Origin of the sequence: Sinimarinibacterium thermocellulolyticum (assembly GCF_040327995.1) — a bacterium.
Classification (GTDB): Bacteria; Pseudomonadota; Gammaproteobacteria; order Nevskiales; family Nevskiaceae; genus Solimonas; species Solimonas thermocellulolyticum.
The window spans coordinates 202,218-216,775 of the sequence record NZ_JBEPIJ010000001.1 but is presented as its reverse complement, the minus strand read 5'-3'; the positions used below and the strand labels follow the sequence as shown (position 1 = coordinate 216,775).

Sequence of the window (14,558 nt, the reverse complement as noted above, 5' to 3'; positions counted from 1 at the left end):
GCGCGCCTGCTGATCGACTGCCCGGACCGGCCGTGCTGACGTGCTCGGGGTCGCGCCGACACGGGGTGTCCTTTCTTTGCCCCCTCTTTCTTTGGACAAGCAAAGAAAGAGGGGTCGACCCGCCAGGGCCGAAACCGCTGTTCGGAGCGGCGCGTTACTCCCAGACCACCTTCGTCTTCACATCCCCCGCATGCTTTTCGAGCAAGGGCATGTAACGCTGCTCGACGATGTTGCGCTTGACCTTCATCGTCGGCGTCATCACACCGTTGTCGATCGTCCAGGCGTCCTTGGCGACGATGATCTTGGCGATCTGCTCGTGTGGTTCGAGTGTCGCGTTGACCGCATCCATGTCGGCGATCAGGCCCTTTTCGATCTCCTCGCGTGACTTTGTGGGCGGCTGCACCAGGGTGACGATCATGATCGGCTGCTTGAGGCCGGCGCCGACGAGGCAGAGCTGGTCGATGTCGGTGTTGCGTGACAGCGCGCCTTCGATCGGCGCGGGCGCGACGTACTTGCCCTTGAGGGTCTTGAAGATGTCCTTGACGCGGCCGGTGATGAACAGGTAGCCGTCCTGATCGATGCGGCCCTTGTCACCCGTGCGCAACCAGCCATCGGCGGTGAACAGCTCGGCGGTCTTTTCCGGATCTTTGTAGTAGCCGGGTGTCACGCCCGGATGCTTGTACTGGATCTCGCCCTCACCCTTCTCATCAGGCTCGAAGATGCGCATGTCGGCGCCCGGCAAGGCGCGACCGACCGAGCCGATGCGGTTGGCGCCGGGCAGGTTGGCGGTGGCGTAGATGTTGTTCTCGGTCATGCCGTAACCCTGCAGCACCGTGATGCCGATCTTCTCGAACCACTGCATCAGCGGAATCGGCATCGGTGCGGCGCCGACGAACAGATAGCGCGCGTTGTGCAGGCCGATACCCTTCTTGATCTTTTTCTTGACCAGGCTCGACAGCAGCGGAATCTTGAGCAGACGGTCGAGCTTTTCCTGCGGCATCTTGCGCAGCACGCCGGCCTGGATGCGACCGTAGACCAGTGGCACGCCGAAGAAGCGCGTCGGCGCGACGTGCTTGAGCTGCTCGGGGAGTTTGTCGAGGTTTTCGAGGAACCAGACCTCGGCGCCGAGATAGATCGACGCCATCTCTACGGCGCCGCGCTCGAAGGCGTGCGCGAGCGGCAGGTAGGAGAAGAAGCGCTCCTGCCCCTTGGCCGGCATCGTCTTCATCAGCCCACTGGTGGCGAAGGTGAGGTTCTCGGTGGTGATCATCACGCCCTTGGGATTGCCGGTGGTGCCGGAGGTGTAGATCAGCGACACCAGCGCCTTGGGGTCCGGCGGCTGATAGCCGGCGAAGGGCTCGTGGGCGCGCACCAGCTCGTCCCAGGCGTGATCGCAGCGCGGCACTTCGGCGTACGGAAAGCCGATGGTCTTGATGCCGGGTGGCAGCGCGCCCATGAACTGATCGACGTCCGGCATCGGGCCGATGAAGATCGCCTTGGCCTCGCAGTGGTTGAGGATGTAGCTGACCGCCTCGGGCGCCTGCTTCGGATACAGGCCGACGCTGATGTAGCCGGCCATCGCGATCGCCAGATCGGCGAGCACCCAGTGCGCCGTGTTGCGCCCCGAGATCGCGACGGCGCTGCCCGGTGGCAGACCGAGGGCGCGCAGCGCGCTCGCCATCGAGCGCACCTGCGCCTCGGCTTCGGCCCAGGTGTACTTCTTCCAGACGCCGTCCACGGGCTGGTAAAGCCAGGCTTGGTTGGGCTTCTCCTTGGCCCACTGCAGCAGCATCTCCACCGGATTCTTCTGCGACGACATGGTTCCCCCGGAATCTGAGCAAGGAAAAATTCGGCGCCGGCGCGTCGCCCCGCGGCGGATCTGACGGCCGCCTGTGCACAAGGGGCGAGGCCGCGAGCCGGTGCAGCAACGGGCATCAGCGGCGCCCGACGCGGCATTATAGGGACAAACCTGCGCGCGACCGATCGCGGAGGCGGACGGTGCAACCGGATCGGTGGCAGGCGGGTAGTGCGCAGCATCAGGGAGATCGAACCATGCGTCTGCTCAGTTATCTGGTCTTGCCGCTCGCCGCGCTCGCGGCCTATCTGCTGTTCTGGCCGGTGCCGATCGCACCGCAGGCCTGGCAGCCGCCGCCGCTGCCGACCGAGCGCTATGCGCCGAACCGCGTGCTGCAGGCGATCGAGCGCATCGGCGAGGGCATCGGCGTCGGTCCCGAGGGCCTCGCGATCGATGCACAAGGCCGTCTGCACACCGGCTATGTCGATGGCCGTGTGATGCGCATGAACGCCGACGGCTCGGCGCCGAAGCTGCTGGCCGAGACCGGCGGCCGTCCGCTGGGTCTGGCCTTGGCGCCCGACGGCGGCGTGCTCGTCGCCGATGCGATGCGCGGTCTTTTGCACATCGGCACCGACGGTAGCGTCGACGTCCTGGCGGATGCCGCCGACGGCCTGCCATTCCGGCTCACCGACGACGTCGACCGGCCGGCGGCAAGCCGCAAGGCCTATTTCAGCGACGCCTCGTCCAAGTTCGCGCTGCCCGAGCTGATGGCCGAAGTCTTCGAGCATCGCCCGCATGGGCGGCTGCTCGAATACGATTTCGACAGCGGGCAGGTGCGCACGCTGCTGTCCGGACTGTATTTCGCCAATGGCGTCGCCGTCGGCCCCGACGAGGCCTATGTGCTCGTCACCGAGACCACGCGCTATCGCGTGACGCGCTACTGGCTCAAGGGCGAGCGCGCCGGCACCTCGGAGGTGTTCATCGACAATCTGCCGGGTTTTCCCGACAACATCAGCTTCAACGGCAGCGACCGCTTCTGGCTGGCGCTGTACGCGCCGCGTACGGCGGCACTCGATGCGCTGTTGCCGCAGCCCTATCTGCGCCGCGTGATCTTCCGTCTCCCGCACTGGTTCCACCCCGAGCCGAAACTGCACGCCTGGGTACTGGGGCTCGATCTCGACGGTCGCATCGTCGCCGACTTGCAGTATGCGGGCGAGGACACCTTCGGCCCGGTGACCAGCGTCAAGCAGGCCGGCGACGCGCTGTATCTCGGCAGCCTCGGCGACACCGCGATCGGCCGCCTGCCGCTGAGTGCGATTCCGACCGCACCGTGAGCGACGCCGGCTACGACTGCATCGTCGTCGGTGCCGGACACAACGGCTTGGTCTGCGCCGCCTATCTCGCGCGCGCCGGCCGCAAGGTGCTGGTGCTCGAACGCCGCGGCATCGTCGGCGGCGCGGCGGTCAGCGAACAGATCGCGCCCGGCTATCGCGCGTCCACGGCCTCGTATCTGATCTCCCTGCTGCTGCCGCAGGTCGAGCGCGAGCTCGAGCTCAAGGCCCACGGCTACCGCGTGCTGACGCGCAACCCCTCGTCGTTCACGCCGCTGCCCGACGGGCGCTCGCTGCTGATGGGGCCGGACGCCGAACTCAACCGGCGCGAGATCGCCAAGTTCTCCGCGCGTGATGCCGAGGCGTATCCGCGCTACGAAGCCTGGCTGACCCGCATCGCCGAGGCGCTGGAACCGGCGCTCGAAGACATCGCCCCGGATCTGTTGCCGCTGCCGGCGAGTTATCGTCGCCGCGATCTCGGTGAGCGCGTTGCCAACGCCCTGCGCGCGCTGCGCTTGCATCGCCGCTTGAAGAAGCTCGGCGACGATCTGCCGGCCGCGCTGGAGCTGCTCGTCGGTCCGGCGCGGCCTATCCTCGACCGCTGGTTCGAGTCCGAGGCGCTCAAGGTGTCGCTGGCGACCGACGCGATCATCGGCGCCTTCGCACCGCCGTCGGCGCCGGGTACCGGCTACGTGCTGCTGCATCACGTCATGGGCACGGCCGGCGGCGCGCGCGGTGTCTGGGGTTATGTCGAGGGCGGCATGGGGCAGTTGAGCCAAGCCCTGCGACGCTCGGCCGAAAGCGCCGGGGTCGAGGTGCGCACTCATGCCGAGGTCGCGCGCATCGAGGTCGTGGGCGGCGCCGTGCGCGGCGTGCGCCTGGCATCCGGCGAGTTCATCGGCGCGCCCTGCGTGGCCTCGAATGCGACGCCCGAGGTCACCTTCCGCCGTCTGCTCGAACAGGACACGCTGCCGCCGGCGTTTCGCGACGCGGTCGCGCGCATCGACTATGCGAGCGCGTCGATGAAGATCAATCTCGCAGTCTCGGCGCTGCCGGACTTCGCCTGCCTGCCGGGTTGCGCCGAAGTCGGTCCGCAGCACCGCGGCACCATCCACATCAGCCCGTCGCTCGACTACCTGGAAGACGCCTTCGATGACGCCCGGCGCGGCCTGCCCTCGCGCGCGCCGGTGATCGAGCTGACGATTCCGACTTCGGTGGACCGCACGCTGGCGCCGGCCGGTCACCACATCGTGCAGATGTTCGTGCAGTACGCGCCGTACCGGCTCGCCGGCGCGCACTGGGACGAGATCGGCGAGGCGTTCGCACAACGCTGCATCGACACGGTGAACGCGTACGCGCCGAACTTCGCCGCCTCGGTACTGCATCGCCAGGTGCTGACGCCGCTCGAACTGGAGCGGCGCTTCGGTCTGACCGGCGGCAACATCTTTCACGGCGCGATGACGCTGCACCAGCTCTTTGGTTTTCGCCCGGTGCCGGGCTGGAGCGATCACCGCACGCCGGTACGTGGACTCTACCTGTGCGGTGCCGGCGCCCATCCCGGCGGCGGCGTCAGCGGCGCGCCGGGACGCAATGCCGCGCGGGTCATCCTGGGCGCCTGATGCGCCGATTCGCGCCGGCGCGGCGCCCGCGCGAGCTTGCGCAGCCGCGCTCCCCAGCCCATGAAACATGAAAAAGGAGCCAGACGATCCGTCTGGCTCCTTGATCATTTGGTCGGGGCGAGAGGATTTGAACCTCCGACCACTTCCACCCCAAGGAAGTGCGCTACCAGGCTGCGCTACGCCCCGCGATGATGACTCAAGGGGCGCGCAGTGTAGCGAAGCCCCCCCGGCAAGGAAAGCCGACGGTCATTCGGGGAACAGACGCAGCAACGATTCGAGCTCGTCGCGCAGTTCTTTGATTTCCTCGCGGCGACGGTTGCCGGAAGGTCGCGATCGCACGGGGCCGCTGGGGTTGGGGTCGTTCTCACGGCCACCACGCGCCATTTCCTTGAGGCGCTGGCGTGCGCCGCCGATGGTGAAGCCCTGTTCGTAGAGCAGGCTGCGGATGCGGCGCACCATCAGCACATCGTCCTGCTGGTAGTAGCGGCGATTGCCGCGGCGCTTGACCGGCTTGAGCTGCGGAAACTCCTGCTCCCAGTAGCGCAGGACGTGCGGTTTGACGTCGCACAGTTCGCTGACCTCACCGATCGCGAAGTAGCGCTTGCGTGGGATCGCCGGCAAATCGGCGGTGAGTACGCGATTATCGGCGGGGGACATCGGCTTCGACTCGCAGGCGCAGCTTCTGACCCGGCCGGAACGTGACCACGCGCCGCGCCGAGATCGGGATCTCCTCGCCGGTCTTGGGATTGCGGCCCGGCCGCTGGTTCTTGGAGCGCAGTTCGAAGTTGCCGAAGCCGGACAGCTTGACTTCCTCGCCGGCTTCGAGGCGGCCGCGTATCTCCTCGAAGAAGAGGTCTACGAATTCTTTTGCTTCGCGCTTGTTCAAACCCAGCTCGTCGAACAAGGCCTCTGCAAGCTCAGCCTTCGTCAGCGCCACACGCGCTCCCTGTTTACACGTGCCCCAACCATCACTGACGGATCGTCGCCGCCAGCTCCTTGCTCAAGGCCTGCATGATCCCTTGCGTGGCCGCATCGATGTCATCGACCGTAAGCGTGCGCGAATAGTCGTTGAAAATCAACCCCAAAGCGATGCTTTTGCAAGCGTCTCCAATGCTTTCGCCGCGGTAGACGTCGAACACGAAAACGTTCTGCAACAAAGGGCCTGCGGCCTTGCGCGCGCAATCGAGTAGGGCCTGCGCCGGCACCCGCTCATCGACGATGACGGCGATGTCGCGCCGCGACGACGGGAACTCGGACAGCGCCCGCGCACGCGGCACCGCCAGGTCGCGGATCGGCGTCCAGTCAAGCTCGAATAGCAGCGGTGCCTCGGGCAGATCGAGTGCGCGCACCGCGCAAGGGTGCAGCTCGCCGATCCAGCCGACGGCGACCTCGCCGCGCAGGATGCGCGCGCTGCGACCCGGATGCAGCGCGCCGTGCGCGGCGGCGACGTAGCGATACTCGTCGACGGCAGCGCCGAACAAGGCGCTCACGTCCGCCTTCAGGTCGTAGAAATCGACCGGCCGGTTCTTCTTGCCCCACTGTTCGGCAAAGGCATCGCCGGCGGCGAGGCCGGCGATGCGCAGCGTCTCGACCGCGGCGCCATCTTGCAGGGCGAAGCAGACGCCAGTCTCGAACAGGCGTACGCGCGCGACCTGGCGCTGGCGGTTGTGCAGCCACGCGCCGACGAGGCCGGGCCACAGGTTGGTGCGCATCACCGACTGGGTTGCGGCGATCGGGTTGTCGACGGCGATCGATGGCGTCTGCGGATCGAGCGCGGCCTGGCTACGAGGATCGGTGAAGGCCAGTGAGACGATCTCCTGCCAGCCGCGCGCCACCAGCGTGCTGCGTGCCGAGGCGAGCGTGCGCCGACCCTCCTGCGGGCGCGACGGCGCCAGCGCGGCGAGATAGGGCCGCGCTGGAATACGGTCGTAGCCGTGCAGGCGCGCGACCTCCTCGATCAGATCCACTTCCAGACGCAGGTCGTAACGGTGGCTGGGGATGCGGCAAAGCCAGGTGTCGCCGATCTCGTTGCGCGTGGTGATGCCGAGGCGGCCGAGCAGTTGCTCGACCTCGCGCCTTGGGATCTCATGACCGAGCAACTGCGTCATGCGCGCGTGGCGCAGCCGAATGCTGACCGGATCGGGCTGGTTGCGCCCGGCCTGGCTGACCGGGTGCACTTCGCCACCGCAGATGTCGATGATCAGTTGCGTCGCGCGATCCAGCGCGATGCGTTGCAGCCCAGGATCGACGCCACGTTCGAATCGGAACGCGGCATCGGAGACGAGCTTGTGGCGGCGCGCGGTACCCGCGATCGCCGTCGGGGCGAAGCAGGCCGATTCGAGGAAGACCGAGGTGGTCGCCTCGGTGACGCCGGAGTCCATGCCACCCATGACGCCGGCCAGCGCCAGCGGCCCGTCGTCGTCGGCGATCAGCAGTTCGCCGCGCTCGAGGGCCACCGTCTCACCGGTCAGCATCTTCAACTGCTCGCCCGGCCGCGCCCGGCGCACGCGGATCGTGTTGCCGATCTTGTCGCGATCGAAGGCGTGCAGCGGCTGGCCGAGTTCCAGCATCACGTAGTTTGTGACGTCAACCAGCGGATGGATGCAGCGCAGGCCGCTGCGGCGCAGACGTTCGCGCATCCAGTCCGGCGTACGCGCCTTGGCATTGAGCTTGGAGATGATGCGCCCGGCATAGCTCGGGCAGGTCTCGGCATCCTCGATCTCGACCTTGAGCATGCGGTCGCCGACGACCACCGCCGGCGGCAGGTTCGGCCGCTTCATGTTGACGCCGAACAGCGCGGCGACATCGCGCGCCAGGCCCATCACCGACAGGCAGTCGCCGCGGTTGGGCGTGATCTCCAGGTTGAGGATGTGGTCGTCGAGCTTGAGGTAATCGCCGATCGGCTGGCCGGGCTTGGCGCTCGCGTCGAGTTCGAGCAGGCCATCGGACTTGTCGGACAGCGCCAGCTCCTTGGCCGAGCACAGCATGCCGAAGCTGTCGACACCGCGCAGCTTGGCCTGGGTGATCTGCATGCCGCCCGGCAGGCGCGCACCGACGGTGGCGCACGGCGCATTCAGGCCGACGCGGGCATTGGGTGCGCCGCAGACGATCTGCAGCGGTTCGGCCTGGCCGACATCGACGCGGCACACCTGCAGCCGGTCTGCCTGCGGATGTTTCTCGGCGGCAATGATGCGGCCGACGACCACGCCCTGCGGCAGCGTGTCGAGCGCAGGCTCGATCTCCAGTTCGAGACCGCCCATGACCAGGCGTTGGGCGATCTCCTCGATGGTGGCGGGCGGGTTGACCCACTCGCGCAGCCAGGTTTCGCTGAGTCTCACTTGAACTGCTCCAGAAAGCGCAGGTCGTTTTCGAAGAACAGGCGCAGGTCGTCGACGCCGTAACGCAGCATCGCCATGCGCTCGACCCCCATGCCGAAGGCGTAGCCGGTGTAGCGCTCGGGGTCGATGCCCACGGCCTCGAACACCTTGGGATGGACCATGCCGCAGCCCAGAAGCTCCAGCCAGCGCGAGCTGCCGTCGGCCTGCGTCCAGCGCATGTGCACGTCCGCCCCCGGCTCGACGAACGGGAAGTAGGACGGCCGGAACAGCGCCTCGACCTCACGCTCGAAAAAGCGCGACAAAAAGCTCTGCAGGTCGTACTTCAGATCCGCGAAGGTCACCTTCTCGGCAACGTACAGACCCTCGACCTGATGGAACATGGGGCTGTGCGTGCGATCGGAATCGCAGCGAAAGACGCGGCCCGGGCAGATGATGCGGATCGGCGGCTTGCGCGACTGCATCGTGCGGATCTGTACCGGCGAGGTGTGCGTGCGCAGCAGGCGCGCGCCGTTCATCACGTAGAACGTATCCTGCATTGCGCGCGCCGGGTGTGCCTCGGGGATGTTCAGGGCGCTGAAGTTGTAAAAATCGTCCTCGATCTCCGGGCCTTCGACGGTCTCGAAGCCGAGCTCGCCGAACAGCGTGCAGATGCGCTCGATGGTGCGCGTGATCGGGTGGATGCCGCCGGTGGCCTCGCCGCGGCCCGGCAGCGAGACGTCGATGGCCTCGGCCGACAGGCGCTGCTGGAGCTGCGCCTCTTCGAGCGCCGATGCGCGTGCATCGAGGGCTGCGGTCACCGCTTCCTTGAGTTTGTTGACGCGCTCGCCGTGCGCCTTGCGCTCGTAGCCTTGGAGCGTCGAGAGCTGCTTGAGCAGCTCGGTCACGCGGCCTTTCTTGCCGAGCAGTTCGACGCGCAGTGCTTCGAGCGCACGCAAGTCGCCGGCGTTGGCGATGTCGGCCTTGGCCTTGTCCAGCAGTTCGTCGAGTGGATGGGTCATGAGCGGGCGGATCGGGATGGGGCGGCCTTGAAAAACAAGAAAGGGGAACGGCGGGCGCCGTTCCCCTTTCTACGGTACTACGCCGAATCAGGCGGGGATCAGGCTACGCCGAGCTGGGCTTTCGCCTGGGCCACCAGGGCGCTGAACGCCGCCTTGTCGTGCACCGCGAGATCCGCGAGGACCTTGCGGTCGAGGGCGACGCCGGCCTTGGCGAGCCCGTTGATAAATCGGCTGTACGACAGACCCAGTTCCTTGGCGGCGGCGCCGATACGGATGATCCACAGCGCGCGGAACTCGCGCTTCTTCACGCGGCGGTCGCGGTAGGCGTACTGGCCCGACTTGATGACCTGCTGCTTGGCCGAGCGGAACTGACGCGACTTGGCGCCGTAATAGCCCTTGGCCTTCTTCAGTACCTTCTTGTGTTTGGCGCGGGCGGTGACGCCCCTTTTGACACGTGCCATCGTTCGTTCTCCCGGTTACGCGTAGGGCAGCATGATGCGGACTTCGCGGTGATCCGACGGATGCACCTGGGTCTCGCCACGCAACTGGCGGATGCGCTTGCCCGACTTCTTGGTCAGGATATGGCGCTTGTGGGAGTGTGAACGCTTGAAGCCACCCTTGCCGGTCTTGGCAAAGCGCTTGGCCGCGCTCTTGACGGTTTTCATCTTCGGCATTTTTCGTTGACTCCTGCTTGGGTCGTTGCCGGCTTCACAGCCCTGCCTGGAAGGGCGCTGACCGGGCCCGTGCCGAGGCGGCACAGGACTTCCTGCATCTTCTGCGCCGAACGCAGAAAAGGGGCGCGATTCTGGCCGTTCCGGCAAAAAGTTTCAAGTTTCCGGTCGTCGGTTTCCGGGAAGAACGCAGCCCGGGGACGGCTCGACTGAAAACCCGAGGTTCCGAAACGGAGACTACTTTCGCTTCGGCGAAATGACCATGACCGACTGGCGGCCTTCCATCTTCGGGAACTGCTCGACCTGGACCGTCTCGCCCAGCTCGTCGCGCAGCCGGTTCATGACCTGCAGGCCCAGTTCCTGATGGGCCAATTCACGGCCGCGGAAGCGCACGACGACCTTGACCTTGTCGCCATCTTCGAGGAAGCGCGTGATGGCGCGGAACTTGGTCTGGTAATCGGCCTCCTCGGTCGTGGGCCGGAACTTGATTTCCTTGACCTGGATCTGCTTTTGCTTCTTCTTCGCCGCCTGCAGGGCCTTGTCCTTCTGGTAGAGGTACTTGCCGTAATCCATGATCTTGCAGACCGGTGGATCGGCATTCGGCGAGACCTCGACGAGGTCGAGTCCGGCGTCTTCGGCCCTTAGCAGCGCTTCGCGCGTCGGCAGGATGCCGAGCTGGGTACCGTCTTCTGCGATGACACGTACGCGCGGCGCGAGGATCTGGTGATTGCGCCGGTCTTCACGTTCCAGTGCGATGCGAGGTCTCCTTGAGTCAGGTCTGGGCCGAACCGCTGCGTCCACGCTGCGCTGGCGGGCTTGCCGCGGAGCGGGACGAGGGCGTCAGGGCGCGGATTGTAAGGGGGCGCCGAGACCTAAACAAGCGCGTCGGTGCGCCCGAGCGCGCGCGTGCTGCGTAGCGCTCATACGGTTTCGCCGTGGACGTGCGACGATATCGTTTTGATCGCAGCTTGAGCCCCGTCGAGACATGAGTCAGGACAGTTCCATTCCCGCCGATGCCCGCGAGATCCTGCGTCGGGCGGCGCTCGCGTATCACGAGCATCCGGTTCCCGGAAAGCTCTCTGTTACGCCGACCAAGCAACTGTCCAACCAGCGTGACCTCGCGCTGGCGTACTCGCCCGGCGTGGCTGCGGCCTGCGAGGAAATCGCCGCCGATCCGGCGGCAGCGGTGCGCTACACCGCCCGCGGCAATCTCGTCGCGGTCATCACCAACGGCACCGCGGTGCTGGGCTTGGGCAACATCGGCGCGCTCGCCGCCAAGCCGGTGATGGAAGGCAAGGCGGTGCTGTTCAAGAAGTTTGCCGGCATCGACGTGTTCGACATCGAGATCGACCAGGCCGATCCGGACAAGCTGATCGAGGTCATTGCCGCGCTGGAGCCGACTTTCGGCGGTATCAATCTCGAAGACATCAAGGCGCCGGAGTGCTTCTACATCGAACAGAAGCTGCGCGCGCGCATGAAGATTCCGGTGTTCCACGACGATCAGCACGGCACCGCGATCATCGTCGGTGCCGCCGTGCTCAATGGTCTGGCCGTCGTCGGCAAGCGCATCGAGGACATCAAGCTCGTCGTCAGCGGCGCCGGCGCCGCGGCGCTGGCCTGCGTCGGCATGCTGGTCGAGCTGGGCGTGCGCCGGGAGAACGTCTGGCTCACCGACATCGCCGGTGTGGTCTACGAGGGCCGCACCGAGCTGATGGACGATCTCAAGGCGCAGTACGCGCAGAAAACCGACGCGCGCACGTTGGCCGAGGTCATCGACGGCGCCGATCTATTTCTGGGGCTGTCCGCCGGTGGCGTGCTCAAGCCGCAGATGGTCGCGCGTATGGCGCCGCGGCCGCTGATCTTCGCGCTGGCCAATCCCCATCCCGAGATCCTGCCCGAAGACGTCAAGGCGGTGCGTGACGACGCCATCATCGCCACCGGCCGCACCGACTATCCGAACCAGGTCAACAATGTGCTGTGTTTCCCGTTCATCTTCCGCGGCGCGCTCGATGTCGGCGCGACGACGATCACGCGCGAGATGGAGGTGGCCGCGGTGCACGCGATCGCCGATCTGGCGCGACGCGAGCAGCACGACGTCGTCGCCAGCGCCTACGGCATCGATGATCTGCAGTTCGGCCCCGAGTACTTGATCCCCAAGCCCTTCGATCCGCGCCTGATCGTCAAGATCGCCCCGGCGGTCGCGCGCGCGGCGATGGCGTCCGGCGTCGCCACGCGGCCGATCGCCGACTTCGACGCCTACGAGCAGAAGCTGCAGCAGTTCGTGTTCCACAGCGGCACGATGATGAAGCCCATCATCGACGTGGCGCGGCGTGTGCCGGATGCCAACAAGCGCATCGTTTTCGCCGAGGGCGAGGAGGAGCGGGTGCTGCGCGCGGTGCAGGTGCTGATCGACGAGCGCATCGCGCGGCCGATCTTGGTTGGGCGGCCGCAGGTGATCGCCAGTCGCATCGAGCGCTACGGCCTGCGTTTGCGCGAGAACGAGCATTACACCGTGGTCAATCCCGAGTTCGACCCGCGCTATCGCGAGTACTGGCAGGACTACCACGCGCTGATGAAGCGCCGTGGCGTCACCGAGCAGTACGCCAAGCTGGAGATGCGCCGACGCACGACGCTGATCGCGGCGATGCTGCTCGCCAAGAACGAGGCCGACGGCATGATCTGCGGCGTGGTGTCGAATACCGCGCGCCACCTGCGCTACATCGACCAGGTGCTCGGCAAGCGGCCGGGAGCGAGTGTCTACGGCGCGATGAACGGGCTGATCCTGCCAGGGCGGCAGTTGTTCATCGTCGACACCCACGTCAATCTCGACCCGAGCGCCGAGCAGCTCGCGGAGATCACGCAGATGGCGGCCGAGGAGATGCGCCGCTTCGGTTTCGAACCCAAGGTCGCGCTGCTGTCGCACTCGAACTTCGGCAGTTCGGACGCGCCGTCGGCGCAGAAGATGCGCCAGGTGCTGCACTTGCTCAAGGCGCGTGCCCCCGAACTCGAAGTCGACGGCGAAATGCACGGCGATTGCGCACTCGATGAAGCCGTGCGCCGCGGCATCCTGCCCGACAGCACCCTGCGCGGTAGCGCCAATCTGCTGGTGATGCCCGATCTCGACGCCGCCAACATCGCCTACAACCTGCTCAAGACCGCGGCCGGCAGCAATGTCGCCATCGGTCCGATCCTGCTCGGCTGCGCGCGGCCGGTCCACATCTTGACGCCATCGGCGACGGTGCGCCGCATCGTCAACGTCACCGCACTGACGGTGGCCGACGCCCAAGCAGGACGCCCCGCGTGAACTCGCGCCCGATGCGTTTTGCCGCCGGCCAACGCGACGGCGACGGGCGCGCTCCGATCGCGCGCATGCGCCTTGGTGCCTTGCGAGCTCTACGCTTTCTCAGAGCAGGATCAGCGTTCCGAGTCCAAGGAACAGGAAGAAGCCCATCACGTCGGTGCAGGTGGTTACGATCACGCTACCGGCGAGCGCGGGGTCCAGCCCGAATCGACGCAGCAGTAACGGCACGAGCACGCCCGCGGCGGCCGCGAAGCTCAGGTTGAGAATCAGCGCGAGGCCGATGACCAGCGCTAGCGGCAGCTGACTGAACCACAGCCAGGTCACCGCGGCGACGGTCACGCCCCAAGCCACTCCATTGATGAGTGCAACGCCAAGTTCCTTGCGCAGCAGCAGTAGCGCGGTGCCGGCGGACACCTGACCGAGCGCCATGCCGCGGACCATCAACGCGACGATCTGGTTGGCGGTGATGCCACCCATGCTGGCGACAATCGGCATCAGCACCGCCAGCGCGACGACCTGAGCGATCGTCGCCTCGAAGCGTCCGACGACCCAAGCGGCGGCGAACGCCGTCATCAAATTGATGCCGAGCCAGATGCCGCGCCGCAGCGCGGCCTGGCGCACCGGCGCGAACAGGTCCTCGTCCTCGGCGAGGCCGGCCATCGACATCATGTTGTGCTCGCCTTCGGCACGGATCACGTCGACGACGTCGTCGATGGTGATGCGGCCGACGAGGATGCCTTTCGAATCCACCACCGGCGCCGAGATCAGATCGGCGGCCTCGAAGCGACGGGCGACATCGTGAGCCTTCTCCTGCGCCGGAATCGCCGGCAAGTCGCGGTGCATGACGTTGGCCACCAGCTCGTCGGTCGCGCGCGTGAGGATCTTGTCCAGCGGCAGCGCACCGAGATAGGCCCCGTAGCGGTCCACCACATACAGGGCATCGGTGTGCGCGGGCAACTCGCCGCGCAGGCGCAGATAGCGTTGCACCACGTCCAGCGACACGTCCGGCCGCACCGTCACCGTGTCGGTGTTCATCAGGCCGCCGGCGGTGTCCGGATCGTAGGCCAGCACCTTTTCGAGCCGGGCGCGATCGTCGGCGTCCAGGGCCTTGAGGACTTCGCGCGTGACCGTTTCGGGCAGATCTTCGAGTAGATCGGCGAGATCGTCGATCTCGAGTTCCTCGGCGGCCTTGATCAGCTCGGCGGTGTCCATCTGCCGGATCAGGCCGGCGCGGATCGACTCGGGCAGGTGCAGCAGCACCTCGCCGTCGTCCTCGGGGCTGACCATCTCCCAGACCAGATTGCGCTCGGATGGCGGCAACGAGGTGAGGAATTCCGCAATCTCGGCGGGATTGAGTGCGTGTAGCGCGCGCTTGACCGGCAGCATGTTGCCGCCGGAGAGGCGTTCACGCAGCCGCCGGATCGCGGCCTCTTGCGTATCTCGATCGCTCATCGGAGGGTGACGACGTCCGCGCTGCGGTGACCGCGGGCGAGCATAGCATCGAG

The 14,558-nt window shown here is 66.6% G+C and carries 12 protein-coding genes and 1 tRNA gene; 3 read left to right on the top strand and 10 right to left on the bottom strand.

The genetic code is table 11. The annotated features are described in order from the left end of the window. Positions 1 to 154 precede the first annotated feature (154 nt). Positions 155 to 1,819 (bottom strand): AMP-binding protein, encoded by a 1,665-nt coding sequence (locus tag ABSH63_RS01090; protein WP_352886595.1) that lies wholly within the window; start codon positions 1,817 to 1,819, stop codon positions 155 to 157. 233 nt (positions 1,820 to 2,052) lie between these two features. Between ABSH63_RS01090 and ABSH63_RS01085 the strand changes: the two genes are divergently transcribed. Together ABSH63_RS01085 and ABSH63_RS01080 are read left to right on the top strand one after the other, a co-directional pair. Next, positions 2,053 to 3,129, top strand: coding sequence for an SMP-30/gluconolactonase/LRE family protein (locus tag ABSH63_RS01085; protein ID WP_352886594.1), 1,077 nt, complete (start codon positions 2,053 to 2,055; stop codon positions 3,127 to 3,129). Next, on the top strand, positions 3,126 to 4,745 hold the full coding sequence (locus ABSH63_RS01080; protein WP_352886593.1) for a phytoene desaturase family protein: 1,620 nt from the start codon (positions 3,126 to 3,128) through the stop codon (positions 4,743 to 4,745). Before ABSH63_RS01085 ends, ABSH63_RS01080 begins: the two co-directional genes overlap by 4 nt. Before the next feature lie 109 nt (positions 4,746 to 4,854). Here ABSH63_RS01080 and ABSH63_RS01075 read toward each other — a convergent pair. The 8 genes from ABSH63_RS01075 to infC all read right to left on the bottom strand — a co-directional run bounded on the left by ABSH63_RS01075 (position 4,855) and on the right by infC (position 10,553). Then, a tRNA-Pro gene (locus ABSH63_RS01075) sits at positions 4,855 to 4,931 on the bottom strand. Between the two features lie 60 nt (positions 4,932 to 4,991). After that, positions 4,992 to 5,402, bottom strand: coding sequence for a MerR family transcriptional regulator (locus ABSH63_RS01070; protein ID WP_352886592.1), 411 nt, complete (start codon positions 5,400 to 5,402; stop codon positions 4,992 to 4,994). Further along, positions 5,386 to 5,682 carry an integration host factor subunit alpha gene (locus ABSH63_RS01065; protein ID WP_352886590.1) on the bottom strand — a complete coding sequence of 99 codons (297 nt, stop codon included), beginning with the start codon at positions 5,680 to 5,682 and terminating at the stop codon, positions 5,386 to 5,388. The genes ABSH63_RS01070 and ABSH63_RS01065 overlap by 17 nt, the downstream gene beginning before the upstream one ends. Before the next feature lie 31 nt (positions 5,683 to 5,713). After that, positions 5,714 to 8,083 carry a phenylalanine--tRNA ligase subunit beta gene (gene pheT, locus ABSH63_RS01060; RefSeq protein ID WP_352886588.1) on the bottom strand — a complete coding sequence of 790 codons (2,370 nt, stop codon included), beginning with the start codon at positions 8,081 to 8,083 and terminating at the stop codon, positions 5,714 to 5,716. Next, a complete protein-coding gene (gene pheS, locus ABSH63_RS01055; protein WP_352886587.1) occupies positions 8,080 to 9,081 on the bottom strand; it encodes a phenylalanine--tRNA ligase subunit alpha in 1,002 nt (333 codons plus the stop codon). The genes pheT and pheS overlap by 4 nt, the downstream gene beginning before the upstream one ends. Positions 9,082 to 9,179: 98 nt before the next feature. Then, positions 9,180 to 9,542 (bottom strand): 50S ribosomal protein L20, encoded by a 363-nt coding sequence (gene rplT, locus ABSH63_RS01050; protein ID WP_352886586.1) that lies wholly within the window; start codon positions 9,540 to 9,542, stop codon positions 9,180 to 9,182. Between the two features lie 15 nt (positions 9,543 to 9,557). Continuing rightward, the gene (rpmI, locus tag ABSH63_RS01045) at positions 9,558 to 9,755 is read right to left on the bottom strand and encodes a 50S ribosomal protein L35 (RefSeq protein WP_352886584.1); all 198 of its coding nucleotides are present in this window, start codon (positions 9,753 to 9,755) and stop codon (positions 9,558 to 9,560) included. A gap of 234 nt (positions 9,756 to 9,989) precedes the next feature. Beyond that, positions 9,990 to 10,553, bottom strand: a complete 564-nt coding sequence (gene infC / locus ABSH63_RS01040) for a translation initiation factor IF-3 (protein ID WP_352886583.1) — start codon at positions 10,551 to 10,553, stop codon at positions 9,990 to 9,992. Between the two features lie 184 nt (positions 10,554 to 10,737). Here infC and ABSH63_RS01035 point away from each other — a divergent pair, with 184 nt between their 5' ends. After that, positions 10,738 to 13,056, top strand: coding sequence for an NADP-dependent malic enzyme (locus tag ABSH63_RS01035; protein WP_352886581.1), 2,319 nt, complete (start codon positions 10,738 to 10,740; stop codon positions 13,054 to 13,056). A gap of 99 nt (positions 13,057 to 13,155) precedes the next feature. Here ABSH63_RS01035 and mgtE read toward each other — a convergent pair whose 3' ends face one another. Then, complete coding sequence (gene mgtE, locus ABSH63_RS01030) at positions 13,156 to 14,505, bottom strand: magnesium transporter (protein WP_352886580.1); 1,350 nt, start codon at positions 14,503 to 14,505, stop codon at positions 13,156 to 13,158. Positions 14,506 to 14,558 lie beyond the last annotated feature (53 nt).